This window comes from Tenacibaculum ovolyticum DSM 18103 (assembly GCF_000430545.1).
GTDB classification, from domain to species: domain Bacteria; phylum Bacteroidota; class Bacteroidia; order Flavobacteriales; family Flavobacteriaceae; genus Polaribacter; species Polaribacter ovolyticus.
In genome coordinates this window covers 81,348-105,244 of sequence record NZ_KE387166.1, presented here as the reverse complement: position 1 = coordinate 105,244, position 23,897 = coordinate 81,348, and the positions used below count along the sequence as shown (strand labels likewise).

Genomic DNA, 23,897 nt, shown 5'->3' with positions numbered 1-23,897 from the left:
TTTTAATTTAATTGTGATTTATAAATAATTCCCTCTGTATGTTCGTCATTCAAATCATATTTTGTTAAATGATCTTTTTCTACCACTTCACATGTAGAGAGTACTTTATTCTTTTTATCTAGCTCTAGATAATTATCTGCTATTGATAAATACCAACCTTTTACATATTCTGCGTGGTATGTTAAATAACGTTTGTTAGGAAAAACAAAACCATCAATAGTTCTTTGCATCTCTGCGATTTTTCCTTCTTTTTCTGATATTGCTTTTTTTACTTCATTTAGTTTATCCGCTATTTTCGATATCGATTTATCTAAATTTACAATAGCTTCTCTTTTAGCTCTTATAAATGCTTTTATTTTATCTATGTTATCGTATTCTTTCATTATAAAATCGAATACTAATCCCCAAATAATATACACTACAAAACCTGCAAAGATGATTCCCCAAAACTCTGCTTTGGTAAAAGCTATTGACAAATTAAACTCTGGAGAGTTTGGTGTTTTATTAAAATTATAAATCTTCATTTCTATTAGATATGCCAAAATAGCATCGAAAATAAAAGTGATAATAAATAAAGCCCCCACTTTAACATGCGACAACCAATTTTTATGTTTTTGAAACATATGAATCAAATACCCTAAGCCCATAAAAGCAAATGGTATTGTAATTATAAAAACAGCTTCTAACCAACCGTGCTCTAAAGATTTTGATAATGAATTACCATCAAATATTGCTGCGGATAATTCTGCTTCTTCAAAATTTTTAAAAAAGGCCGAAAATGATGCTGACATGTAAAATACCAAGAGATAAAAAGTTATTGGTATTAATACTGCCAACCCTAAATAAAATTGTGCTCTAGGTTTCTTATCAACATCTTCAACATATTTTTCTGGGTCTTGTTTTACATCTACTATTTCATGTTTATACTTTTCTATTTTACCCTCTTCTTTCTTTATCTCTTCTTCAAACAATCCTTTGGCTGTTTGTCTTTTCTTTAACTCAATACCTATTCTTCCTTTTTCTTGAACATGAGGTTCTTTTAATTTTTTTTGTAGTTCAACGTTTTCAGCACATTCTGTTTTATAATCCATATACAAATCATTCAAACATGCTCTAAATACTTTTGAATTTCCTGATGATTGTTTTGAGCTACCATAACCACTTTCAAAAAAAGTTAATCTAAGTTTTTTAACAATTTCTTTCTCTGATGTTTTAACAGTATTAAAATCCTCTTTTTTTATTGTGAATATTTTTTTTATTACTCCCATAATTTATACTGTAAGTTGTTTTAATAGTTCTTCTTTTGTCGTATTTTCTTTTGCGTTACTTATTAAAAACTCGCACAATTCAGCAATGTTTTCTTCTAAGAAACCAAATTTTAAACAATACTTTTTTAAAGCATTTATTTCATCATCAGTAACTACCTCATCAGCCCAAATCATAATTGCTAAATCATATAAATACTTTAATTTTTGTTCTAAACTTTCTGGTACAACACTTTCATGATGTGGTGATAATAAAACAGCTTCTAACTCTTGCTTAGATACTTGCCTTTCTTCTGCAAACTTGTATAACATTTGCATTTCTAATACATCAAAATTATCATCTGCAAATGCTATTTGATAGAGTCTTAAGAAATGACTTTTAAGTTCGGTAGTTATTTGATTCATATTTTAGTTTTTAATTTTATACATGTTTCGAGTTTCATTTTTAGATTCTTTTACTATCTCTTTAGTTTTTGTTTTATACCCATAAAAAGCAATCAAAAGAAAAAGAATTGCTGCTACAACATCTAAAGACATCCAATAAGGTTTTAAGTATAGATAAATAGGGAGAATTGGATTAAATAAAATTGCGATAGGAAGAAAAATAAGTTTCCAAAAAAATTGAACTTCTTTATTTATTATAATTAATAAACATCCAACAAACACCATAATTCTTAAGAATCGATAATACTGAATTGGTAAATGCAGTAGCGCTATTAATAATAGAAAAGCACATATTATATTAAACGCTATTATTATTCTTTTTCTATAAATAAACTTCGGTAATCTCTTTCCTTTTTTAATTAACTGGTAAATAGTTTTCATACTATTAACAGTTACATTCAGATCTATCTACGTATGTTTTATTCCCATTACTATTTTTATAATAGCATCCATCTTTGGGACCTGTCCATAATTCTTTTCCGTTATGAGTTCCGCACCTTTTTTCTAAATCATCATCACTTGTTGAACAGCTTAAAATTGATAAAACGGTAATAAATAGACTTGTTAAAATTATTTTCTTCATGTTTTCATTGTTTAATTAGATACCTCAAAACTAAACCTATACAAAAACAAAACCTTACGGGATTCCGTAAGGTTTTATTTTAATACCTCTTTTTTCTATATCTTTTTCTTCTTTTGTAAGATTTTCGATATTTATATTTTTTAGCTTTAGGATAACTTCTAGAATGAGGCCTTACATAAGTGCCATCTTTACGATAATACCCCTTTACTGATACACTTCCGCTATAGTTAGAAAAATCATGATAAGTATATTTCTTTTTTATGTAGGGATTGTAACTCCAGCCATACATATTTTTATATTTAATCCTCCTATACCCTTTACCCCTTATCACTCTAACACTCTCTCCTTTGGGGACTATAATTATTTTATCACTATCCTTGGATTTCTGAGAGTATAGCACAAATTCCTCTTGTGCTTCATATAAATTAGAAGTTATTGAACATGAACTACAAATAAATAATAAACAGATTAATCTAATTATATTTTTCATTTTAATAAAATTTTAAACCTTGAGTCAAGCTCAAGGTTTAAGTTTAAATTTAGCCTTTATAGCCACTTCTTTTCGCATTATCTATACAATCCGATTTATTTACATACCCTTGTGATGAAGCTCCCACTATTTTTCCATTAGAAGAAACTGTTCTTCTCCATCTCCATTTACTACTTGAATCTTTATAAAATTCCCACTTGTCATTCATAATTACTATATTTTTTAAATTAATTATTCAAAACTACCTATCTAAAAAAACAAAACCCTACGGATTTCCGTAGGGTATAAAAATTAATTTAATAATCTTTCAGCAATATTATGCTCATCAATAACACTTTTATCTAGTAACATCATTTGAGTTTTATTACTTATCGGATTACTAAACAACTCAAAACCTTGTCTACAATTTTTAATTCTAAATTTTAAAGCTTCAAATCCTATTACAAATCCTTCATTTATTGTTTTTTCATATACATAATGAGAGCAAGATTTTCTAAAAATACAACAAGGTGCTTTTCCTTTGGGTTTTAAAAACCAATATACTTTGATGCTAAATATTAATGCATATTTCATTACTACTTACTAAAAACTATCATTTGTCGAGAAGTTGTATATCCTGGTTTAGCTCCAAAACCAAAACAACCTGATTCTGGTTGAATAAAAGTTTCTACACTTTCTAAACGAACATAATTCAACCCTTGATTAGAATGATGTTTAATGACATCTTCTAATTGTTGAGCTACTTGTGTTGAATTTTCTTTATTTCTATTTATTGCTGGCACGAATGGTATTACTTTATATTTCATACTATTTTATTAATTATAACTTTTTCTTTATTAAGTTGAAAAGCATATTCTACATCACTTACTTTGCTTTCTTTTTTTGCTTTTTTTAAATCTTCTATAATAGTACTAACTGCATCACTATATATTACTTTATCTTTAAATGATACTTTCCACGAAGTTGTTAAACTTTTAATTTTTTCCCAATTTTCTTTTCCTAAAACTTCATAAAACTTATCTCGCTCCTCGTCATTTGTTTTTTTAAATCTAAGCTTACTAAAACTTCATATCCCATTACTTCTCTTTATTTTAAATTAATATTACCTCGAAACTACGCTACTAAAAACACAAAACCCTACGGAAATCCGTAAGGCTGTTTGTTCTTATAAATTTTAAAGTTATTATAAAGACTGTAATACTTCTTGATTCATTATTTTACTTTCTCGATATTCTTGTGCCTCAGCTTTCATTGTCCAATGTGGATTTAAATTCATTGATGCTACTTCATTTTTAATATCCGTAAGCTGTAGGTTGAAAAATTCTTTTCTTGAATTCACTTTATTTACTTGATTATTTTTAAAAACACTGTGTAATTCTTTTTCTAATTTAGGCGCATCTTCTGAGTGTATCATTGCATGGACATCGAATGAAAAAGGAACGGATGCATCTCCTAATTCTTTAACCCTATCTAATGGGTTTAACCTTCTTGTTAATCCTATTTTAAATATATTTTCTCCAAAAGATCCTATATTAGAAATAACATATACATGCCCTTGTTTTGTTTGTTGTGCCATAGATAATGCTCTATTTCCTTTCTCTTTTGCTATTATCAAATCTTCTTTTAATTTATTCAACTCTTCCTCGTATTTTTCTTTTTCTTCTAAAGCAGCTGATTTAAATTTCATTTCTGCTTCTTTTAATGCTTTTGCTAATAACCTTTCTTCTTTTTCAGCATCTTTTACTGCTTTTTCATATTCTCTTCTCGCTTTTTCTTCTTCTCGTATGGCCTCTCTAATTACTTTTTGTTCTTCTCTATCTTTATTTTTTAACTCTTGAACTATAACCGATAATTTTAATTGCTCTAAAATTACGTCATAATATCGTTTTGCTATTCTAGCATTCTTAAACGCTTTTCCATTGTGATTTACCAATCTATAAGCATCTTTCAATTTTTGCTCTAAAACACCATAATTATCATGTTTCACTTTCGACATAATAGAATCTACCTTTCCATTAAATGCATCAATAACAAATTCTATTGCTGTTCTTTTTCTTTCCTCTATCACATAGTCACAATCAGCTACTTCATGATTTTTTATCATTGATTTTATTAAAACTCTAACATTATTTAAATCTCTTCCTGCTACTGTGTGATTGTATTCTTCGGCTAATTCATCTAATAATGATTCATTAGGAACTAAATATTCATCTCCATAGCCTTTTACTCTATTTTTCATTGCTTTTAAAGTGGCTTCATAATGTGTAGCATTTTGTTTTACCTCCCATGCTTCACCTGCTACCTCTATTGCTCTTTTCTCTGCAGTTGCTTCCATTTCCGAAACTATTAAATGTGTGTTATTTAACAACACTTCAGCTTTATTCTTTATATCTTTTGCTGCACTTCTTGCTTCTTTTAAAATTTCTTGCTTATCAAGAAAAGCACGTTCTTTATCTTGTTTTATACTATTTCTTATACGACTGTGCTCTATTTCGATATCTTTTATGATTTCGTATTTTTTTAAATATTCTGTAGTAGTATAATATTGTCTATATTTTTCTTGTTCCTCATATAATTCTTCTTTTAATTTTTCATTGTTCGCTAACGCTCTTTTTTTTTCTTTAGCTAGTTCTTCTTTTACACTTTTTATATTTCCTATTTGTACTAATATTACAATAAGTAATAAGATAATTATAATCCACATTTTATTTTTATTTTTATCAAAACTACCTCGTTAAAAACACAAAACCCTACGGGTTTCCGTAGGGTAATAAAAATTCTCTTAGTATTATTTTAGCCTAAGTTAAATCTATAATTTCAGCATCTGGAGCATTTGTTTTTACAGATGCTATTCCTTTATCTCTACCATCAGTAGATACATACATTTCACTTGTTCCTATAACCTGTCCGTTACTAGCTTTTAAATTGAAATAATAATCTGAATTTACAGCTTGTTTTTTATCATAACGATTATCAAAAGGAGCATTCACTTTTACAGAGGCTATACCTGTTTCACATCCTTGCTTCGACTCATATCCTTGACTTGTTAAAATAACTTCGCCATTTCCTGCTTTTAGATTAAACATAAAATCTTCATCTTTTCTTTTTTTAATTTCAAACTTTGATTTACCCATTTCTTTTTACTTTAAATTAATATTACCTCAAAATTACCTATCAAAAAACACAAAACCCTACGGGTTTCCGTAGGGTTTTAATTTTACTATCATCAAAATAGCATTGTTTTATTATGACAATTCAGAAACTGGTATAAATCCGCTTGTTTTCTTAAAAGACATATTGTGTTTAAAATTACTCATGCTTTCAGACGGATCTAATAAATCAAAATTTAGTTTTTCTAAAATAGCTCTTTCAACCTGAACAGCAACAATTATTTCCTCTTCATAATTACCGGTTGCTAAATTTAATATACTCCCCTTTGCATTTACAATAATTCTGTTAATAGGTAATAACAAGAAAGACTCTTTTGCTATTCGTAAAATACAACTACAAACATAATCTTGGTAAATTTCGTTAAATCTTGAAGTTGGTATAAGTTCTTCCTTTATTTCTAAACCATTTCTCATTGTTTTTTTTGAAACAGTAGGTAAAACCTCTTCACCATGAACAAAAAAATCAACTGAAATTTGGTTATTCTCTACCGAAAATGATAAATCGGAACCATATTCTTTTAAATCAAAAAAAGGATTAAATAAGTTAATAGCATATGTAAAAGCGTTTAAATCTTTTTCGATTACTCCATCTGCTACCATTAAGAGTTCTTCATCTTTTTTTAATTCTCGTTCATAAGTTTCTCTTTTCTCTTCATGTTCCTCTAATTTTTTATGTATCAAATTTTCTCGACTATTAGTCTTTTCCTCAATTTGAAACTGCATCGATTGTTCTTTTTTATAATCGTCTGCAAAAATTAATTTCTTAATAAACATAAATCTATTTTTAAATAGCTTGTCAAATAACTTTCTACAAAAAGACAGATCTAATTCGTTTTTATATATCTCAACAGACTTTTCAATATACCTATCAACCTTTTTTTCTATTATACCACTTACCTCTTTAACTGTTTGAATATATTTAGGACTGTCTTGATTTACAATTTCATTCCAATCTACATAATCAGAATAATCTTTATGAACTGACTGAATTACTTGAATATAAGTATTATGTTCCTCTACCTCAATTTTATTATTACCAATTATTAAACGTTTTTGAGATTCGGCTTCTTCTTTAGCAAGTCTTTTTAATTCCTTTTCATTTTCTCTTCTACTTATTTCAAGTTCTTTCTGATGAATTTTATACTCTTTTACTTGAATTCGCTCACTATTACGCTGTTCAACTTGCCTATTATAAATAAATTTATGTGGTGTTGCATGCTTATCTCCAAAAACAGCATTACTCATCCATTTACCTGTATTTTTACCTAACTCACGAGCTAGGCTTCTTCCAAAATTACCCATATTATTCGTTTAATAAAATTAGCCTTTTAAAGCAAGTTTAATAAACCAGCTAAGTATTCTAAATGGTAAGAATAAAATATTACCATTAAAATCACTACCTCTTTTACTCGACGGTTTATTTCCTTTAAGCTCTCTTATTTCTTCTTTATATTGTTTTATCGACTGCTGTTGACTCTTTATCTTTCTTCTACCAGATTCTTGATAATGCTTTGGATTACCATTAGCTTTATGATTGGCTGTATTTGTTCTTGTTATTCTTATATTTTCTTGAGCATTACTAATTTGCTCTTTCAATTTTTCAATTCTTCCTTTTGACATATTACTTTTAATTGTTATTTGTTATAACTACTTCTAGTAGCCGCTAATTTATTAGCATTTCAAAACTACCTTACTAAAAACAAAAAGCCTTACGGATTTCCGTAAGGCTTCTAATATTTTAAATAAAATTACTTATTTGTTTCTCGCTATAATAACAAATTAAATTAATCCAAAATCTTTAGTAATTGCTATTAATTGAGTTGGATTATTAGCATTAAAATTTTCTTTAAGTAATTTTAAGCGTTTCTCTACCGAACTAATACTATTGGGTTTAATATCTTTTATTTTTAACGCTTCACTAATTTCTTTTTGATCTAATCCTTCTGCTAACTGTTGTAATATAATTACATCATAATCGGTTATTTCAAAAGTTTCTTTATGCTTTAAAATATGTGATAATTTTGGAGATATAAAAAAGGCTTCATCAAATACTAATTGTACTGCTTTTTTCAATTCTTTTTCTCCATATATTGATTTCCACACATAGGCATTTACATTTAATTGATTACACAATTGCTGTACTCTATATGGTTTATCTTCAACCGAAAAAACGATTGTTTTTAATGACAAGTCTAACTTTTTAGCTTCTGCTACTAAATCTTCTCCTGATGTTAATCGTTGCGGATTGGGGTTTTCAACAAATGACAAATCACTAATTAACAAATCAAATGGTTCATTGTTTACAAAAGCTTTTTTGAGTTTTAAAAAAGCTTCATCACAATATTTAGCATATTCTATTACTGGAATTTGTAAACTATCTAAAGCTGCTCTAATTCCACTTGACATAAAATCGGCATCTTCTGCTATTAATACTTTTTGAAACATATTTATTTTTTTAATTGAAACTTAGCTTGAAATCCTTTCTGTATTTCTGATTCAAAAATAATAGTTCCTCCTATCGATTTTATACGGGTTTCCATATTTTGCAAACCATTTTTTAAACTTAAATTATCAATACCAATTCCGTTATCTTTATACCTTACTTGTATCGCTCCTTTTAGTGCTGAAAATGAAATGACTACCAAATTTGCCTTGCTATGCTTTTTCATATTTACTAATAACTCTTGCAACACTCTGTACATAACAATTTGTTTTTCTTTAGCCAAAATATTTATTTGTACTTCTGATAATCCTTTACTCATAACCCGACAAGTATCTATTGAAAATTCTAAAAACAATTGTTTTAAAAAGTCTTCAAATTGTTCACCTGTAACTACAGGGCTGTTTTCATGAGAAATGTTTCTGGTTAACGAATAAATTTTTTCTAAATCACATAACACCGAAGTATCTTCTCTATTCTCTTTCTGAATTTTATTCATCGCTAAATACACATCATTTGCCAATTCATCATGTATTTTTTTAGCCAAACGGGTTTCTGTTTTATAAACTTCTATTATTTTTTCTTTTTTGGTTTTATTTCTTTTGTAGAAAAAATATACTATAAAACCTAAGAAAGTAGTTAAACCGATAAAAACCCAAAGTTGTTTTTGAGATTTTTGTTGTTCTGCTAACAATTTACTCTCAATAGCTTCTTTTTCATTTTCTTCACTTTCATATTTAACCAACGCATATTTATATTGAGCTTTATCTTTAGCAGATTGTAAGCTATCATTTATTCTAATTCTTTCTTTTGCGTATTGAATTGCTTTTTCTGGTTTCTCTTGTTTTATAATTTTATCCAAAGCTTCTATAACATCATTTGAATTCTTTTCTTGCTTAGAAGCTACATACATTTTATACGCAAACTCTAACGACTTATTCAAATTAATAGAATTATAATAATCTGATAAATGTGCATAACTTGCTATTAATCCATTAGAATCTTTTTTTTCATCTCTAATTAATTTAGCTTCAATAAGCTGAGTCAGTACATTTTCTTCAGGGTCTTTTAACCATTTTGTATATGCTAAATTATCTATAATTCTTGCCTTTGTTTTCGGTTGAGTTTCAAGAATAGAATCAATTAAAAGGGTTTTTAAAATTTCGATAGATTTTGAGTATTCTTTTAAATCTTTATAAATATTTGCTTTATTATTATAATATGTATATTTATTAATATTTGAAGAAAATTTTATTGCCTTATCATAATATTTTATTGCCCCTCTAGCTCTATTTAATCTTCTTTCATTTACCGCTAAACAATTATAAATCCCAGATAAAAATTTAGTTTTTTCTCCTTTAATATATTTTAAAGCACTAACCCCTGATAAACTACTACTCAAATAGTCATTATAATAATCTGATTCAAGTATTGCGATATTACACAAACTTCTAGCCACCCTAATACTATCATTTATACTTTTAAAAGAAATAACTGATTGCTTATAAAAATAATAAGACGAATCAATTTGTCTAAATTCTCCATAATAGACCCCTAACCTAAAAAATGCTTTCCCCTTGTAAAAATTATTCTTATTCTCAACCGCTTTAAATAAATATTTTTTTAAGTAGATTTTAGTTTTATCTATATCACTCTTTTTATATGAACTTTCTATGCTGTCTAACAATACTTTATATTCTGTTTTTATTACATTACCCTTTTTTGTACAAGAAGTAACAACAAAAAACATAACAATAATATTAATGTATCTTTTCATTCTGTTAATATAAAAAAAAGGTTACATGTATACATGTAACCTTGATATAAATATTTCTTTTTTTTAACTAGTCATCATCATCATCTTTTGCAGGAGTTTGACCATCCTCTCCCCCCGTATTCTGAAGTTCTTGTTCTACTTGATTTGGTACTATATCTTCTTCTAAATCTGTACAAGATGTAAATACTCCACTTACTACTAAAACTGCTATATAAATTAAATTCCTCATGTTTTCTCTTAAAATTTTGAGCATTAGTTTTCCTTTCCAAGCTGTTGCCCAGTTTTTAATGATGCTTGAAAAGCCTAATAATTTTAAAAGAGTCTCGAGCCTCTTTCGTGGAAAGTGAAGTTTAAAACCAGTAACTATTTAGTAGCTTTCCTTCTAATAAAAGCACTGGTTTAAAACCTTTTAATTGTATTAATCAATTTTTGTTTTTTTGTTATCGATTAATGACACTGCAAATATTGGAAGGTTTTTGAGTTTTTATTTAGTCAGGATTTAGACAATTTTTAACCAAATAGTTTTGGCTATTTTATGGGTAACCGTAACCAATAACTGTCTAAGAGAAGTAATTTTGGACAATTATTAGACAACACACTAACCTACTATGATTGAAAAACTAATTATTGATTTATTTACTAAAATAAAACAGGAAGAATCTATTACTTCAAGAAATGGAAAAGCAGTATTTTTTGTTAAAGAAATCCTTGAAACAAAACACGATGCTTTTAATCGCACAAGCGTACAAACTATTACACGTTTACATAAAAAATATATTGACCGACAAGAAGATGTTATTGTTGGAGTTCCAGAACCCTTTATAAAAGATATTATGGCACAATATTTAAATTTTGAAAATTTTGAAGAGTATAAAGCCAGTTTCCAATATCCTGATAGAGAAATAACCTCTTCATCTCTAGAAACAGAAAAAAACCCTGTTTTTGAAAACGCTAAAACAACAATAGATACAGAAATTCCTGTAAAATGGTATAAAAAGAATGCCAATAAACTAGTCGTTACTGCTTCAACTGTATTTATGTTAGTATTATCAATATATACTTATCAAAATAACTATTCAATTAAAGGGGACTGTATTATTTGGAAGACAGATCATTTTGAAAAATCTTCTTGCCTTGCAAAAAATGCTATTAACAACGGAAAATATGCTATAAATATTGAAAAATTTAAAAAATTTACTATTTCAGATAGCACTATTTTTTTTGAAAATGGAGAACCTAAAGTTTGGTATGGGGAAAATAAAAAAGGGGTAAAAGAATATTTCAGAGACAGAGGATTTCATCCAGAAACACTCAAAAGACTCAACCCTATTACAAGAACAATTTTATATAGAGAAAAAATATTAAACGAATAAAAAAAACGCTGTTAATAATTAAATTAACAGCGTTTTTTATAATTAATTAATAGATAATTAGAGTATCTATATATTGTAAAAAAATTTCTTTTTAAGTTTTTAATTCAAAACTTTACATAATTCATTAGCCTTTGTAGAATCAAAATAAGTATTCTTTAATTTAAGACATATAGTATTAATTAAACTATTTGTTTCTTTTTTTGATAATTTTTCAGAATCTTGAGAGAATAATATTACTGCACTCAATAAAAACACAGTTGTAAGAATTTCTTTTTTTCTATTCATAATTCTTATTTTAAGTACTTTGCAAAAAAACCAAGCATTGATTTGTAGAGTTCAATTTTATTTTCTTCTCTACCAAAACCATGTCCTTCATTATATTTTACCATATAAGGAACATCAAATCCTTTACCTCGAAGTTTTTCAACTATTTGATCACTCTCATTAATATTTACTCTAGGGTCATTTGCCCCCTGTATAACAAATACAGGTTTGTTCAGTTTGTCAATATTTAATGCAGGAGATACAGCAGTCATAATTTCTTTTTCTTCAGGAATTTCTGGATCATACCATTGTTCATAAAACTGCTTCATTAATGGCTTCCAATACGCAGGAAAAGAATCAATAAAAGTAAAAAAGTTACTAACACCTACATAATCAACCCCACAAGTATATATTTCAGGAGTTTTTATTAGGCTACCTAAAGTTGCAAGCCCACCATAACTTCCACCATAAATAGCTATTTTGTTTTTATCAATAAACCCTTGTTTTAGTATATGTTTTACACCATCCTCTAGGTCATTTAACATTTTACGACCAATTTGTTTACTACCCGCTAAATAAAACTTTTTTCCATATCCTCCAGATCCTCTATAATTTATTTTTAAAGTAGCATAACCTCTACTAGCAAATAGTTGAGCTTCTGGGTTAAAGCCCCAAAAATCTCTCTCACCATAAGGACCTCCATGAGGGTTTACAATCATTGGTGTTTTCCCTTTTTTTGCATTTTTGGGAAGAGTTAAATATCCATAGACACGAAATCCATCTCTTGATTTAAAAGATATTGGTGTCATTTTTGCCATATCTTTAGGGTTTAGATTAGGCATTAAATCTTCCAATAATTTAAAGCTATCCTTAATTACATCGTACTCATAATATTTTCCATAAACAACATCACTTGAAACATAAATTAAAAGTTTATCTTCTTTTTTAGTAGTACTTAAAATGCTATAATCATGCGGATAAAATTTGTTTTTAATTTTTTGATCTAAATTTTTAAAATATCTACTTATAGGTTTTATCACTTCCTTTTCGCCGTTATACCAAAAATAGTCCAACTCGTAGTTGCGTTTTTTTGATCTCGAAATACCCCCTACATCAAAATTTTCGTTACGATACAAGTGTTCAATAATTTTTTTATTTTTTAAATCATACAATACAATTTCGCTTTTATCACTATATAAATTGGTTTTTACATAGGCAATATCACTTTGGTCAGAAACAAAATCTAAAATCGAAAACTTATCTTTCCAATTTGTAGTAATTATTTCTTTAAACTTTGTTTCTCCAATAGCCTTATATTCTAAAGTATAATCTACACCATTTTTACGTTTTTTTAAAGCACGTAGTTTTCCAACATTATCAAATTCGTATGAAACTACTGGGTTTTTAATATCTGAATTTTCAAACAGCAATTGAATATCACCTGTTTCAATATTAATTTTATAAGGTTCAAATATTTGTTTGTTTCTTTTATTTAAGGGTACAATTACATACTCAGGCAAATCGTCTAAGTTATAAATTGTATTTAATGTTACTCCTTCAAAAGGAGTAAGATCTATATCTTCTTTTGTATTGATGTTGTAAGAGTATAGATGATAATTTTCATTACCTCCTTTATCCATTAAATAAAGTAACGTATTATTATTACCCCAAAAGTATTGACCTATAAGCTCCTTTTTTTCTTCTATAGTTAATGTAATTTTATTGGTTTCAATATTTTTAATATACACATGAGTTTTTCCATTTTCGTTTTTTTTCTTATAAGATAAATATCTTCCATCTGGTGATAATATGAAACTGCGTTTCTTAGGCTTTTTAAAATAGTCTTTAACATTGTATTGATAATTTCCAACATCTAAAACTGCTAGTTTCTTTAGTTCTTCTGAAGATGAAGGTAAAGTTGGATTACCAGGAAGGCTGTCTTTTTTTTTCTCTTGTGCCAAACTGTTTGACATTGCGTATATAATAAATAGAATTGTAATAAATTGTTTCATTTTTTATGTATAAGATTATTAGTGTTTTTTAATTTAAGATTGTGATTCGTAAAAAAAATAAGGGTTATTCATCTTTAATTTTAATGCTTATTATAATTTTGTCATCTTCGATGCTATGAGAAAATATTAATTCTTGATTTTTTTTTTCAGGTTTTGTATTTATTGTTTTTTGAAGACCATTTATGTCTATATGAATTCTATTGTTTTTTAAATGAATGTAATTAGAAATAGTAAGCCCTGTTGTTTCAAAAATTTTGTTATTTTTAAGTTCTTTGTATGAACTAAATTTATCTGTTATCGTTTTTTTATTTTTTGTAATATTAATTTCAATTGCTTTATTATTATAATTATCAATTATTAGATCAATACCACTACCTTTTTGTTTGTTGGTTTGCCCTACACTACAAATCATATTAATGAAAAGAGAGAGGATTAAGACTATTTTTTTTAAGCACATAACTTTAATTTATTTGATGAGACAAATTTAACTTCCAATTGGTTATTTTATAGGTAACTAAAATTTAACAATACTTAATTAAAGGTTAAAAAGAGAGCGGCGTTATTTTATGTTTTAATTAAAACCTTAAAAAAGATTAAAAAACAATAAATAAGGTTAAAGAGTTTATCAAATAATTAAAAAATGTTTTATTTTGAAGACTAAATGAATACAATATGAAGAGTACTAATTTTAGATACATTATTCTTTTAATAGGTTTGTCTACATTAGGTATTATCTTATTTCAATTAAATTGGTTAAGTAATAGCTATACAATTACAGAGAAAAATTTTGAAAAATTAGCTTTTCAATCGATAAATACAGCAAAAAAAGCTCTTGAAGATTATCGTTTACGTTATAGTATTGTAATTGATAATAATATAAAGGCTGCTTATACTTATGAGGCAAACGATTCATTATACAATTTTAAATTTTATTCGGTATCTAAATTTGGTTTGCCCCCTAATTATGATGATAAGTTTTACAGGACTTTGGAATCTTTACAGGATGAATTTCTTCAAAGAAGAAAAAGAACTAGTTCTTTCTTAGAACAAGTAATTATCATTTACACACAAGCTGATACAATTAAAAGAGATTCTTATAAAGAGGTTAATATTGATAGTGTTTTTCAAAACAGTATGGCCAACAACAATATAAACCTTAAGTATACTTTTGGTTTTAAAGATAAAGCGACAAAAAAATGGAATTGTATTGGAGGTGAGAAATTAAAAGACACTACCTTATTAGATAATAGTAGTTATATGATAGATACAATGGATCAAGAAGATATTCATCTTGTATTTTATGATAAAAAAGTATATTTATATAAATCATTACTTGTAAATATTCTGCTTTCAGTATTATTAGTGGTTATTATTTTGTTTAGTTTTTGGTATGCTTTGAGAATTATTTTAAAACAGAAACAATTGTCACAAATTAAAACTGATTTTATAAACAATATGACTCATGAGTTTAAAACACCTTTAGCTTCTATAGGAACAGCAGCAGTAACTATAGAAGAACCAGAAATTATTAGAAATGAATCTATGGTTAGGCAGTTTACAAAAGTGATAAAGGAAGAAAATGAGCGAATGAATAAACAGGTTGAAATGATATTGAAATTAGCCCAAAACGATCATTTAATTTCTAAATTAAATAAAGAAGATATTGATATTAATAATATTGTTAGAAGTGTTATTTCTCAGCATAATGCTAGATTAGACAAAAATAAAGGGACTATAACCTATGAAGTTAAAGCACAACAAACTAAAATAAAAATAGATGAAATGCATGTATACCAAGCTATTAACAACTTAGTAGATAATGCTATTAAATATTCCTACAATGCTGTTGATGTGAAAATTATTTCTGAAAATAAAAATGAATATTTGGTAATACATGTTATTGATAAAGGTATTGGAGTAAAAAAAGAGGATGAAAAAAGAATTTTTGAAAAATTCTATAGGGTTTCTACCAAAGATTTACATAATATAAAAGGATTTGGCTTAGGTTTAAGCTATGTTAAACAGATCGTAGAGGCTCATAATGGTTATATTAAGCTTTTAAGCAGTAAAAAAGGAAGTACTTTTTCTTTATTTTTACCTTTAAACACTAAGTAAGATGGATATAGAAACAAAAAAAAAATTACTTTTAGTAGAAGATGATCCAAATTTTGGAATGGTACTAAAAAGTTTTTTAGAAATTAAAAAATTTAGTGTTACACTATGTAATGATGGAAATGACGCAATTAGAATTGCAAAAAATAATTCATTTGATCTTTTTATCTTAGATGTAATGTTACCAAATAAAGATGGATTTACTATTGCAAAAGAGCTTAAAGAGGAAAAAATTATAGCTCCTTTTATTTTTTTAACAGCTCGTGCTATGAAAGAGGATAAAGTAAGAGGATTTGAATTAGGAGCTTTAGATTATTTGGTAAAACCATTTGACCCAGATATTTTAATATTAAAAATTAAAGCACTTTTAAATAATGAATCAAAAGAAGCTATAAAAGACAAAGTAACGGTATATGAAATAGGTAAATTTAAGTTAGATACTTTAAAAAGAGTACTTATTCTTAATAAAAAAGAAACAAAACTTACCTCTAAAGAAAGTGAATTGCTAAGAATGTTAATTGAACATAAAGATAATGTTCTTTTAAGATCGCAAGCACTATCTGAAATATGGGGTGATGATAATTATTTTACCACGAAAAGCATGGATGTTTATATTACTAAATTAAGAAAATATTTAAAAAATGATATTGAAGGTAAATTAGAAATACAAAACATTCATGGTAAAGGTTTTAGACTTATTGTTAATCAATAAAATTTTCACCAAAACTCTAATACTCTTAAAAAACCGTATATAGTGTTGTTACAATAACTCCTTTATTTTCTTTTAAAGAAACAGTTATTAATTGTTTTTGCTCTTTTATTTTAAAATTAAACGGAGAAATTAATAAATTTAAACCACTTTGCTTTTTAAGTCTAGTTCCTTGACCCGAAATAATTTCTTTATTAGCTACAAAATCTCCTTTGGGAAGATGCTCAGTTAAAATAACATATTTAAATTTGGTTAGCTTATCTACAACCTGTGTCACTTCAGTATTCGATAAATGTTGTAATACTTGCCTTATTAAAACACAATCTGTAATAGGTAACTCATCCTTCGCTATATCCAAACAATGAAATTCTAAATTCTCTTCTTTAAATTTCTCTTTATTATACACAATAAGTTCTGGCACAATATCTACTCCAATGTATTTTTTTGTATGTTTTACCAACTCTTTACCTACATTAAAATCACCACAGCCCAAATCGCATACCGTAAGTGGTGTTTTAAATGTTGTTAAAAATGACGTTATCGCTGTTATATATGGACTTACAATTTCAATGTTATGAGAACCTTCTCCTGAGTAAAATTTAGTATTATCACTTCCCCACAGCTTCTTTTCATAAACCTGCTCCATTGCTTCTTTTGTTGGCCAAGGTTTTTTTTCTCTTTTTTTAACACTCATAAACACTATTATTAACCACAAATGTACAACTACATCTTTATTCATAAAAAAAAAGGATGGCAAAGCCATCCTTTTTAATTACTACTATTTTTTTAAAATTACAGTGCGTTTGCTCCTGTTTCAGCTACTGTATGATCATTTTCTACAGAACTACCACTTACACCAATTGCTCCGATAATAGTACCGTTCGCATCTTTCACTGGTACACCTCCTGGAAAAGTAATTAATCCATTATTAGAAGATTCAATATTAAATAAAGGCGCTCCTGGTTGAGATAATTCTCCTATAACACCTGTATTCATATCAAAAAAACGAGCTGTTTTTGCTTTTTTAATTGAAATATCTAACGATCCTAACCATGCGTCGTTCATACGAGCAAAGGCTACTAAATTTGCTCCAGCATCAACAACTGCAATATTCATTTTAGTATCTATTTCTAAAGATTTAGCTTTTGCTACTTCTATAATTTTTTCTGCTTGTTCTAAAGTAATGTTCATCTTTTGTCTTTGTAAATTATACTGCAAATTTACGCTGTATATGATATTACATACTTACTAGAAAAGGTCAACCTGTTATGAAAAAAGGTCAAAAAAATATTGTTGTTTATATTTCAGAAGGATTGATACCAAACTTACTTTTAAAAGCACTGCTAAAGTTAGATAAATTATTATACCCTAAGTCTAAATAAATATCTGATACTTTTATACTTGAAGTTTCTAATAATTCTTTTGCTCTTAACAATCGTTTATCTCGAAACCATTTTCCTGGAGATTGTTTGTATTCTTTTACAAAATGTCTCTTAAATGTAGATAAACTCATATTACACAAAAAAGCAATTTCTTCTAAACTAAGTGAAGTATATAAATTTTTTTCAATCGTTTTTTTTAAAGGAGAAGTTTCTTCTGCAATTAACGATTTTAAGTAATTTTCAAATACTACTCCATATTTATTCGTTAAATACAATAACAACTCTTCAAACTTAACGGTTAATAAAGTATTCATAAAAGCTACAGGTGCAGCCATTATAGTAGCTAATGAATTTAGGTAAGAATCAATATAAGAATCATTTTCTATTGTAAAATAAGATGGTGTTTCTTGTATTTCGTAATTGTGCTTTACATGTTTATGTAAAAACTCTTTTATCTTTTTGTCTGAAAAAAAAAGAAGCTTACAATAATAAATTTCGTCAGTATCTAATAATTCTGTCCAAAGGCAATTTCCTTTTTTTATCAATAAAGATTGTGAATTATCTACTAAAACTGATGTATCTGAAAAATGAACTTGTTTTTTTCCTGTTTGCAAAAAACTAAACATATGACTGTTTAAATTAACCTTGGTTTTAATAAGGTTTTCAGTCATTTTAAAATCATACACAAACAAATCGGGTATTTCTCCTTTTGTTATAAGATATGATTCTGGTATGTTTTCTACACTCATTTAATATTATAAAGATATTTTTATAAAAAACCTTGTTCTTTCATCCAAGCATCTGAATAGATTTTATTCATATAACGAGAACCATGATCTGGTAAAATAACAACCACAACACTATCCTTATCAAAATATCCTTTATCGTTATACTGTTGAGTAGCCTGTAAAACCGCCCCTGAGGTATAGCCACAAAATAAACCTTCTGTTTTTACTAATTCTCTTGACTTAAATGCCGCTTCTTTATCTGATACTTTTTCATAAATATCAATTACATCAAAATCGGTTGCCGTAGGAATTAAATTCTTGCCTAGCCCTTCAATTTTATATGGAGATATTTCATTTTCATCAAACTCACCTGTTTCATGATATTTCTTTAAAACCGAACCAATAGCATCTACTCCTAAAACTTTTATAGCAGGATTTTTTTCTTTTAAAAACTTCCCAGTTCCAGAAATCGTTCCTCCAGTTCCGCTTGCAATTACAACATGAGTAACCTTACCTTTTGTTTGTTCCCATATTTCAGGCCCTGTAGATTTATAATGAGCTTCTATATTTAACTCATTAAAATATTGATTTATATAAATAGATCCAGGATTTTCTTTATGTAACCGCTTTGCTACTTCATAATAAGAACGAGCATCATCTGCAGGTACGTAAGCAGGGCAAACATGTACTTCTGCTCCCATTGATTTTAACATGTCAATTTTATCTTGAGATGATTTATCACTCACCGCCAAAATACACTTATATCCTTTAATAACACTTATCATTGCTATAGAGAACCCTGTGTTTCCTGATGTAGTTTCAACAATAATATCTCCTGGCTTTAAAATACCTTTTTTCTCAGCACTTTCAATAATATGTAGTGCTATTCTATCTTTAGCTGAATGTCCTGGATTAAAAGCTTCTATTTTTGCATAATATGTACCTAAAAAATTTTTAGTTATTCTATCTAGTTTTATCATTGGGGTTTGTCCAACTAAATCTAAAATTGAATTGGTAATACCTGTATGTCTATCCATTTTTATTATAAAATAAGAAAGCGTCATTGTAAAAATGAACACGAATTTTCTTGTTGAGATTTTTCGCTATTTTTTACAATGACGCTTACACTCAAATCGAGTGCAAAAATATAATTATTTTTCTAACTTACCCTCTAACATTAAAAAGAAGCTATATTCTTCTGCTGTTTCTTTTAATGCATCAAATCTTCCAGACGCTCCTCCATGTCCTGCTTCCATATTAGTATGTAAAAATAATAGGTTGTCATCTGTTTTTACATCTCTAAGTTTCGCAATCCATTTAGCTGGTTCCCAGTACTGTACTTGACTATCGTGTAAACCTGTTGTAATTAACATGTTTGGATATGCTTTTGCTGTTACTTGATCATAAGGAGAGTATGATTTAATATAATCATAGTATTCTTTATCGTTAGGGTTTCCCCATTCATCATACTCACCAGTTGTTAAAGGAATCGTATCATCTAGCATTGTAGAAATTACATCAACAAATGGTACAGCAGCTATAATTCCGTTATATAACTCAGGATTCATATTAATAATAGCTCCCATTAATAATCCTCCAGCAGAACCTCCCATTGCGTATAAGTGTTTTGGAGAAGTGTAACCTTCAGCGATTAAATACTTAGAACAATCAATAAAATCATTAAAAGTATTCTTCTTATTTAACATTTTTCCGTCATCATACCAATCGCGACCTAAATATTCACTTCCTCTAATATGTGCTAAAGCATATACAAAACCTCTATCTAATAAACTTAAACGTGTTGTTGAAAATCCATCAGAAATAGTATGTCCATACGAACCGTAAGCATACTGTAAAATTGGAGTGTCTTTAGTTAATTTGGTATTTTTATGATGTACTATTGATAATGCTACTTTTTTACCATCTCGTGCCGTAACCCAAATACGTTCACTTACATAATTATTTTTATCAAACTTACCTCCTAAAACTTCTTGTTCTTTTTTAACTTCTTTTGATTGATCTTTCATATTAAAATCAATCACAGAACTTGGCGTTGTCATAGAATTATAAGAATAACGAATAATATCTGTGTCGAACTCAGGGTTTCCATGTACACCTGCTGAGTATGTTTCTTCATCAAAAGGTAAATAATAATCTTCACTATTATCCCAACGTTTAATGCGTATTTTATTTAACCCGTTATTTCTTTCTTCTAAAACTAAATAGTCTTTAAATATTGAAAAATCTTCAAATAGAGTATCTTCTCTATGCGGTATAACATCAACCCAATTCTCTTTTGTGGTTTTACTTTCTGGAGTTTTCATCAACTTAAAGTTGGTTGCTCCATCTTTGTTGGTTTTAATATAAAAATGATCTTTATAGTGTGCAATATCATACTCTAAATCGCGCTCACGCGTTTGAATCATTCTAAACTCACCATTTGGTGTATCTGCTTCTAATACTTGATATTCATTAGATACAGTACTATAAGATCCTATTACTAGGTATTTTTTAGATTTTGTTTTTGTAACAAAAGTTCCGAAAGTTTCATCTTTTTCTTCAAAAACTAACACATCTTTAGCTGAATCAGTTCCTAAAACATGCTTATAAATTTGTGAACTACGTAATGTTTCTGGATCTTTTTTGGTGTAAAACAATGTTTTATTGTCATTAGCCCAAACTGCACCTCCTGTTGTATTCTCTATTTTGTCAGAATAAATTTCGCCTGTTTCTAAGTTCTTTATTTTTATAACGTACTGACGACGACTTACCGTATCTGTTGCAAAAGTGGTTAACTTATTATTTGGTGATATACTTAAACCGCCTAATTGAAAGTAATCATGCCCTTTTGCTTCATCATTTACATTAAATATAATTTCCTCTTCAGCTTCTAAATTTCCTTTTTTACGACTGTGAATAGGATATTGTTGTCCTTTTTCATATCGTGCAATGTAAAAATATCCGTTACTTTTATAAGGTACCGACTCATCATCTTCTTTAATACGACCTTTCATTTCTTGAAATAACTGCTCTTGAAACTCTTCTGTTTCTTTAGTACTTTCTTTGTAATAAGAGTTTTCAGCGTTTAAATAGTCGTATACTTTTTGAGTTTGTTCGTCTTTAATTGCAGCTTCTTTTTGTGCATCGGTTAAACGCATCCAAAAATAATCATCAGTACGTACGTCTCCGTGTTTTTTTAATGTTGTTGGCTGCTTTTCAGCTATTGGAGCTATAATATCTTTCTTCATTTCCTGTTTTTTGCAATTCACAAAAATAAGGTTAAAAGCTATAGCAGTTAGTATTATTTTTTTCATTTTTACTTAGTTTGGTTAATTTTCTTGTGAAAATACTATTTTTGTTACCGTAATAATTATAAACACAACGATAAATGTTTGGAGATATTTCAGGGATGATGGGCAAATTAAAAGAAGCTCAACAAAAGGTTGAAGAAACTAAAAAACGATTAAACACTGTTTTAATTGATGAGAATGCTACTAATGGCGCACTAAAAGTTACTGTTACTGCCAATAGAGAGGTAAAAGCAATTACGATTAACGAATCTTTATTAGCAGACAAAGAAGAATTAGAAGATTATTTGATTTTAACATTAAATAAAGCTTTAAAACGAGCTGGAGAAATTAATGAGCATGAACTAGCTGTTGCGGCTAAAGATGGAATGCCAAACATTCCTGGAATGGATATGTTTAAATAATAATATACTTACAAATGGATGATTACATGCTACCTTGTTTAAATAAAAAATTCTTTGGGGTTGATTGTTTGGGCTGTGGTATACAACGAGCTTTAAGCTTATTAATTCATGGTGAGTTTATTGCTGCTTTTAAAATGTATCCTGCTATATACACCTTACTTTTTTTAGCGGTAATTATTGTACTTAATTTCTTTTATAAAATTAAATACGCTCAAAGAATTATAAGTATTTTAGCTGTTATTAATGTACTTATCATTGTAGTAAGTTATCTAATAAAAATGAATCAATTAATATAAAATTATTTTAAAGACTATGGAAAAACAATTTAACCCAACAGTAATTTACGTTCTATCAATAATCAGTTTTTTATGCTGTTGTTTTGCTGGTTTAGGTATTATACTAGCTGCACCTGCTTTTATTATGGCTAATAACAAAATGAAAGACGCCCAAGCAAATCCAAACGATTATGATTCTGCTACACTTAAAGCGATAAAGACAGCTAGAACAGTTGCTATGATTGCTTTAATTGTAAACTCAGTTTACTTGCTTTTAACAGGTTATAGATTAGCCACTACAGATTGGAGTGTATTTATGGATCAATACCAAGAAGCTTTAGAAAAATATCAATAAAATTACTTCTTATAATAAAAAAACGACCAATTTGGTCGTTTTTTTTACGCCCCATAACAAACCCATATACAAACGATTAAAATGTTTTGTAATCAAAAAAATCATTTGACGTTATTATTTAGTATTATAATTACCTGCCTATCATTAAATGCTCAAGAAGTGAGAGTTGTTGATAATAAAGGCACAATTAAATACGTAAACAACAACAAAGTAACAACTTCAAATACAGCACCTTTATCTCCTTTAGAAAATGATATTTGGTTTGACACAAATAATACGCCTACCCTAACTAAGATTTGGGATGATATTGACGGTTGGAAAATGTTAATAGCACCTAGCACAGAAAGTAAAACTGTTATTTTAAACAGAAATAGTTCTACTAATTTAAATACTGGCACTAATACTTTTTACGACCTCCCTTTAAATACTCCTCAAATACAGTTTATAAACACATCGTATTATTCAGTTGTAGAAAATTCTGAAATTAGAGTACTACACGACGGTAATTATTTAATTTCGGGAGAAATATCTGTCACAAATATGCCTTCTGGTGATACTAAATTTATTTTAGGGGTATTTATTAACGGAATTAGACGTGGATATTTATCTAGAGGGTTCACTTCTTTTCCTTCACAAGATTATTGGGGTACAACTGGTACTTTAATGTATGCGCTAAACCAAAACGATCTTGTAAACGTTAGATACGTAATTAATGCTGGAGGAACTACCTTAAATTCAAACCTCTTAAATATTGGAATTACTAAATTATAATAAATAGATCTCGACTGCGCTCGACCTGACATAGT

General features: G+C 27.8%; 30 protein-coding genes. 7 read left to right on the top strand and 23 right to left on the bottom strand.

Annotation, left to right across the window (positions count from 1 at the left end):
* Positions 1-2: 2 nt before the first annotated feature.
* From H518_RS0118380 to H518_RS21205, 15 genes are all read right to left on the bottom strand, one after another.
* On the bottom strand, positions 3-1,268 hold the full coding sequence (locus tag H518_RS0118380) for an ABC transporter permease (RefSeq protein ID WP_028890438.1): 1,266 nt from the start codon (positions 1,266-1,268) through the stop codon (positions 3-5).
* A 3-nt stretch (positions 1,269-1,271) separates the two neighbouring features.
* Complete coding sequence (locus H518_RS0118375; protein ID WP_028890437.1) at positions 1,272-1,670, bottom strand: hypothetical protein; 399 nt, start codon at positions 1,668-1,670, stop codon at positions 1,272-1,274.
* A gap of 3 nt (positions 1,671-1,673) precedes the next feature.
* On the bottom strand, positions 1,674-2,090 hold the full coding sequence (locus tag H518_RS20670) for a DUF6804 family protein (RefSeq protein ID WP_051263852.1): 417 nt from the start codon (positions 2,088-2,090) through the stop codon (positions 1,674-1,676).
* A gap of 4 nt (positions 2,091-2,094) precedes the next feature.
* Positions 2,095-2,292 (bottom strand): hypothetical protein, encoded by a 198-nt coding sequence (locus H518_RS0118365; protein WP_028890436.1) that lies wholly within the window; start codon positions 2,290-2,292, stop codon positions 2,095-2,097.
* 79 nt (positions 2,293-2,371) lie between these two features.
* Positions 2,372-2,782: an SH3 domain-containing protein gene (locus H518_RS0118360; RefSeq protein WP_028890435.1), complete on the bottom strand. Its 411-nt coding sequence runs from the start codon at positions 2,780-2,782 to the stop codon at positions 2,372-2,374.
* Between the two features lie 49 nt (positions 2,783-2,831).
* Positions 2,832-2,990: a YegP family protein gene (locus tag H518_RS20945; RefSeq protein WP_081411225.1), complete on the bottom strand. Its 159-nt coding sequence runs from the start codon at positions 2,988-2,990 to the stop codon at positions 2,832-2,834.
* Between the two features lie 83 nt (positions 2,991-3,073).
* Positions 3,074-3,355 (bottom strand): membrane protein insertion efficiency factor YidD, encoded by a 282-nt coding sequence (gene yidD / locus H518_RS0118350; protein ID WP_028890434.1) that lies wholly within the window; start codon positions 3,353-3,355, stop codon positions 3,074-3,076.
* A gap of 2 nt (positions 3,356-3,357) precedes the next feature.
* The gene (locus H518_RS0118345; protein WP_028890433.1) at positions 3,358-3,588 is read right to left on the bottom strand and encodes a hypothetical protein; all 231 of its coding nucleotides are present in this window, start codon (positions 3,586-3,588) and stop codon (positions 3,358-3,360) included.
* A gap of 377 nt (positions 3,589-3,965) precedes the next feature.
* Positions 3,966-5,486, bottom strand: a complete 1,521-nt coding sequence (locus H518_RS0118340; protein WP_028890432.1) for a DUF4041 domain-containing protein — start codon at positions 5,484-5,486, stop codon at positions 3,966-3,968.
* A gap of 94 nt (positions 5,487-5,580) precedes the next feature.
* Entirely contained in the window at positions 5,581-5,916 is a 336-nt protein-coding gene (locus H518_RS0118335; protein ID WP_028890431.1) for a YegP family protein, read from the bottom strand.
* Between the two features lie 111 nt (positions 5,917-6,027).
* A complete protein-coding gene (locus H518_RS20665; RefSeq protein ID WP_051263850.1) occupies positions 6,028-7,254 on the bottom strand; it encodes a hypothetical protein in 1,227 nt (408 codons plus the stop codon).
* An 18-nt stretch (positions 7,255-7,272) separates the two neighbouring features.
* A complete protein-coding gene (locus tag H518_RS0118325) occupies positions 7,273-7,572 on the bottom strand; it encodes a hypothetical protein (RefSeq protein ID WP_028890430.1) in 300 nt (99 codons plus the stop codon).
* Positions 7,573-7,731: 159 nt separating this feature from the next.
* On the bottom strand, positions 7,732-8,397 hold the full coding sequence (locus H518_RS0118320) for a helix-turn-helix domain-containing protein (protein ID WP_028890429.1): 666 nt from the start codon (positions 8,395-8,397) through the stop codon (positions 7,732-7,734).
* Between the two features lie 2 nt (positions 8,398-8,399).
* Positions 8,400-10,169, bottom strand: a complete 1,770-nt coding sequence (locus tag H518_RS0118315) for a tetratricopeptide repeat-containing sensor histidine kinase (RefSeq protein WP_028890428.1) — start codon at positions 10,167-10,169, stop codon at positions 8,400-8,402.
* 67 nt (positions 10,170-10,236) lie between these two features.
* A complete protein-coding gene (locus H518_RS21205; protein WP_155995266.1) occupies positions 10,237-10,398 on the bottom strand; it encodes a hypothetical protein in 162 nt (53 codons plus the stop codon).
* A gap of 379 nt (positions 10,399-10,777) precedes the next feature.
* Here H518_RS21205 and H518_RS0118305 point away from each other — a divergent pair, with 379 nt between their 5' ends.
* Complete coding sequence (locus H518_RS0118305) at positions 10,778-11,542, top strand: hypothetical protein (RefSeq protein ID WP_028890427.1); 765 nt, start codon at positions 10,778-10,780, stop codon at positions 11,540-11,542.
* Between the two features lie 99 nt (positions 11,543-11,641).
* Here H518_RS0118305 and H518_RS0118300 read toward each other — a convergent pair whose 3' ends face one another.
* The 3 genes from H518_RS0118300 to H518_RS0118290 all read right to left on the bottom strand — a co-directional run bounded on the left by H518_RS0118300 (position 11,642) and on the right by H518_RS0118290 (position 14,230).
* A complete protein-coding gene (locus H518_RS0118300; protein WP_028890426.1) occupies positions 11,642-11,827 on the bottom strand; it encodes a hypothetical protein in 186 nt (61 codons plus the stop codon).
* A gap of 5 nt (positions 11,828-11,832) precedes the next feature.
* Complete coding sequence (locus tag H518_RS0118295; protein WP_028890425.1) at positions 11,833-13,818, bottom strand: alpha/beta hydrolase family protein; 1,986 nt, start codon at positions 13,816-13,818, stop codon at positions 11,833-11,835.
* Positions 13,819-13,882: 64 nt separating this feature from the next.
* Positions 13,883-14,230 carry a hypothetical protein gene (locus H518_RS0118290; protein ID WP_028890424.1) on the bottom strand — a complete coding sequence of 116 codons (348 nt, stop codon included), beginning with the start codon at positions 14,228-14,230 and terminating at the stop codon, positions 13,883-13,885.
* 260 nt (positions 14,231-14,490) lie between these two features.
* On the opposite strand from H518_RS0118290, the gene H518_RS20660 reads away from it, so the two are divergent.
* Positions 14,491-15,933 (top strand): sensor histidine kinase, encoded by a 1,443-nt coding sequence (locus H518_RS20660; RefSeq protein ID WP_051263848.1) that lies wholly within the window; start codon positions 14,491-14,493, stop codon positions 15,931-15,933.
* A 1-nt stretch (position 15,934) separates the two neighbouring features.
* Positions 15,935-16,642, top strand: coding sequence for a response regulator transcription factor (locus tag H518_RS0118280; protein ID WP_028890423.1), 708 nt, complete (start codon positions 15,935-15,937; stop codon positions 16,640-16,642).
* A gap of 25 nt (positions 16,643-16,667) precedes the next feature.
* Here H518_RS0118280 and H518_RS0118275 read toward each other — a convergent pair whose 3' ends face one another.
* The 5 genes from H518_RS0118275 to H518_RS0118255 all read right to left on the bottom strand — a co-directional run bounded on the left by H518_RS0118275 (position 16,668) and on the right by H518_RS0118255 (position 22,063).
* Positions 16,668-17,333, bottom strand: a complete 666-nt coding sequence (locus H518_RS0118275) for a class I SAM-dependent methyltransferase (protein WP_028890422.1) — start codon at positions 17,331-17,333, stop codon at positions 16,668-16,670.
* Positions 17,334-17,431: 98 nt separating this feature from the next.
* Positions 17,432-17,830 (bottom strand): GlcG/HbpS family heme-binding protein, encoded by a 399-nt coding sequence (locus H518_RS0118270; RefSeq protein ID WP_028890421.1) that lies wholly within the window; start codon positions 17,828-17,830, stop codon positions 17,432-17,434.
* Positions 17,831-17,936: 106 nt separating this feature from the next.
* Entirely contained in the window at positions 17,937-18,770 is an 834-nt protein-coding gene (locus H518_RS0118265; RefSeq protein ID WP_028890420.1) for a helix-turn-helix domain-containing protein, read from the bottom strand.
* Between the two features lie 20 nt (positions 18,771-18,790).
* On the bottom strand, positions 18,791-19,786 hold the full coding sequence (locus H518_RS0118260; RefSeq protein WP_028890419.1) for a PLP-dependent cysteine synthase family protein: 996 nt from the start codon (positions 19,784-19,786) through the stop codon (positions 18,791-18,793).
* Positions 19,787-19,900: 114 nt separating this feature from the next.
* Positions 19,901-22,063, bottom strand: coding sequence for a S9 family peptidase (locus tag H518_RS0118255; protein WP_081411224.1), 2,163 nt, complete (start codon positions 22,061-22,063; stop codon positions 19,901-19,903).
* A gap of 74 nt (positions 22,064-22,137) precedes the next feature.
* Between H518_RS0118255 and H518_RS0118250 the strand changes: the two genes are divergently transcribed.
* The 4 genes from H518_RS0118250 (at position 22,138) to H518_RS0118235 (ending at position 23,862) form a co-directional block, all read left to right on the top strand.
* On the top strand, positions 22,138-22,461 hold the full coding sequence (locus H518_RS0118250; RefSeq protein WP_028890417.1) for a YbaB/EbfC family nucleoid-associated protein: 324 nt from the start codon (positions 22,138-22,140) through the stop codon (positions 22,459-22,461).
* 14 nt (positions 22,462-22,475) lie between these two features.
* Entirely contained in the window at positions 22,476-22,757 is a 282-nt protein-coding gene (locus tag H518_RS0118245; RefSeq protein WP_028890416.1) for a DUF2752 domain-containing protein, read from the top strand.
* A 16-nt stretch (positions 22,758-22,773) separates the two neighbouring features.
* Complete coding sequence (locus H518_RS0118240) at positions 22,774-23,091, top strand: CCC motif membrane protein (RefSeq protein WP_028890415.1); 318 nt, start codon at positions 22,774-22,776, stop codon at positions 23,089-23,091.
* Positions 23,092-23,172: 81 nt separating this feature from the next.
* Positions 23,173-23,862, top strand: a complete 690-nt coding sequence (locus tag H518_RS0118235; RefSeq protein WP_028890414.1) for a hypothetical protein — start codon at positions 23,173-23,175, stop codon at positions 23,860-23,862.
* Positions 23,863-23,897 lie beyond the last annotated feature (35 nt).

Bases quoted from the DNA above. Each gene is read 5' to 3' on its own strand.
- H518_RS0118295 (WP_028890425.1), bottom strand. From the start codon at position 13,818: ATGAAACAATTTATTACAATTCTATTTATTATATACGCAATGTCAAAC.
- H518_RS0118380 (WP_028890438.1), bottom strand. From the start codon at position 1,268: ATGGGAGTAATAAAAAAAATATTCACAATAAAAAAAGAGGATTTTAAT.
- H518_RS20660 (WP_051263848.1), top strand. From the start codon at position 14,491: ATGAAGAGTACTAATTTTAGATACATTATTCTTTTAATAGGTTTGTCT.
- H518_RS0118315 (WP_028890428.1), bottom strand. From the start codon at position 10,169: ATGAAAAGATACATTAATATTATTGTTATGTTTTTTGTTGTTACTTCT.
- H518_RS0118280 (WP_028890423.1), top strand. From the start codon at position 15,935: ATGGATATAGAAACAAAAAAAAAATTACTTTTAGTAGAAGATGATCCA.
- H518_RS0118320 (WP_028890429.1), bottom strand. From the start codon at position 8,397: ATGTTTCAAAAAGTATTAATAGCAGAAGATGCCGATTTTATGTCAAGT.
- H518_RS0118360 (WP_028890435.1), bottom strand. From the start codon at position 2,782: ATGAAAAATATAATTAGATTAATCTGTTTATTATTTATTTGTAGTTCA.
- H518_RS0118300 (WP_028890426.1), bottom strand. From the start codon at position 11,827: ATGAATAGAAAAAAAGAAATTCTTACAACTGTGTTTTTATTGAGTGCA.
- H518_RS0118275 (WP_028890422.1), bottom strand. From the start codon at position 17,333: ATGAGTGTTAAAAAAAGAGAAAAAAAACCTTGGCCAACAAAAGAAGCA.
- H518_RS20665 (WP_051263850.1), bottom strand. From the start codon at position 7,254: ATGGGTAATTTTGGAAGAAGCCTAGCTCGTGAGTTAGGTAAAAATACA.
- H518_RS0118265 (WP_028890420.1), bottom strand. From the start codon at position 18,770: ATGAGTGTAGAAAACATACCAGAATCATATCTTATAACAAAAGGAGAA.
- H518_RS0118250 (WP_028890417.1), top strand. From the start codon at position 22,138: ATGTTTGGAGATATTTCAGGGATGATGGGCAAATTAAAAGAAGCTCAA.
- H518_RS20945 (WP_081411225.1), bottom strand. From the start codon at position 2,990: ATGAATGACAAGTGGGAATTTTATAAAGATTCAAGTAGTAAATGGAGA.
- H518_RS0118305 (WP_028890427.1), top strand. From the start codon at position 10,778: ATGATTGAAAAACTAATTATTGATTTATTTACTAAAATAAAACAGGAA.
- H518_RS20670 (WP_051263852.1), bottom strand. From the start codon at position 2,090: ATGAAAACTATTTACCAGTTAATTAAAAAAGGAAAGAGATTACCGAAG.
- H518_RS0118245 (WP_028890416.1), top strand. From the start codon at position 22,476: ATGGATGATTACATGCTACCTTGTTTAAATAAAAAATTCTTTGGGGTT.
- H518_RS0118365 (WP_028890436.1), bottom strand. From the start codon at position 2,292: ATGAAGAAAATAATTTTAACAAGTCTATTTATTACCGTTTTATCAATT.
- H518_RS0118335 (WP_028890431.1), bottom strand. From the start codon at position 5,916: ATGGGTAAATCAAAGTTTGAAATTAAAAAAAGAAAAGATGAAGATTTT.
- H518_RS0118340 (WP_028890432.1), bottom strand. From the start codon at position 5,486: ATGTGGATTATAATTATCTTATTACTTATTGTAATATTAGTACAAATA.
- H518_RS0118255 (WP_081411224.1), bottom strand. From the start codon at position 22,063: ATGAAAAAAATAATACTAACTGCTATAGCTTTTAACCTTATTTTTGTG.
- H518_RS0118375 (WP_028890437.1), bottom strand. From the start codon at position 1,670: ATGAATCAAATAACTACCGAACTTAAAAGTCATTTCTTAAGACTCTAT.
- H518_RS0118270 (WP_028890421.1), bottom strand. From the start codon at position 17,830: ATGAACATTACTTTAGAACAAGCAGAAAAAATTATAGAAGTAGCAAAA.
- H518_RS0118325 (WP_028890430.1), bottom strand. From the start codon at position 7,572: ATGTCAAAAGGAAGAATTGAAAAATTGAAAGAGCAAATTAGTAATGCT.
- H518_RS0118290 (WP_028890424.1), bottom strand. From the start codon at position 14,230: ATGATTTGTAGTGTAGGGCAAACCAACAAACAAAAAGGTAGTGGTATT.
- H518_RS0118240 (WP_028890415.1), top strand. From the start codon at position 22,774: ATGGAAAAACAATTTAACCCAACAGTAATTTACGTTCTATCAATAATC.
- H518_RS0118235 (WP_028890414.1), top strand. From the start codon at position 23,173: ATGTTTTGTAATCAAAAAAATCATTTGACGTTATTATTTAGTATTATA.
- H518_RS0118345 (WP_028890433.1), bottom strand. From the start codon at position 3,588: ATGAAATATAAAGTAATACCATTCGTGCCAGCAATAAATAGAAATAAA.
- H518_RS0118260 (WP_028890419.1), bottom strand. From the start codon at position 19,786: ATGGATAGACATACAGGTATTACCAATTCAATTTTAGATTTAGTTGGA.
- yidD (WP_028890434.1), bottom strand. From the start codon at position 3,355: ATGAAATATGCATTAATATTTAGCATCAAAGTATATTGGTTTTTAAAA.
- H518_RS21205 (WP_155995266.1), bottom strand. From the start codon at position 10,398: ATGAGGAATTTAATTTATATAGCAGTTTTAGTAGTAAGTGGAGTATTT.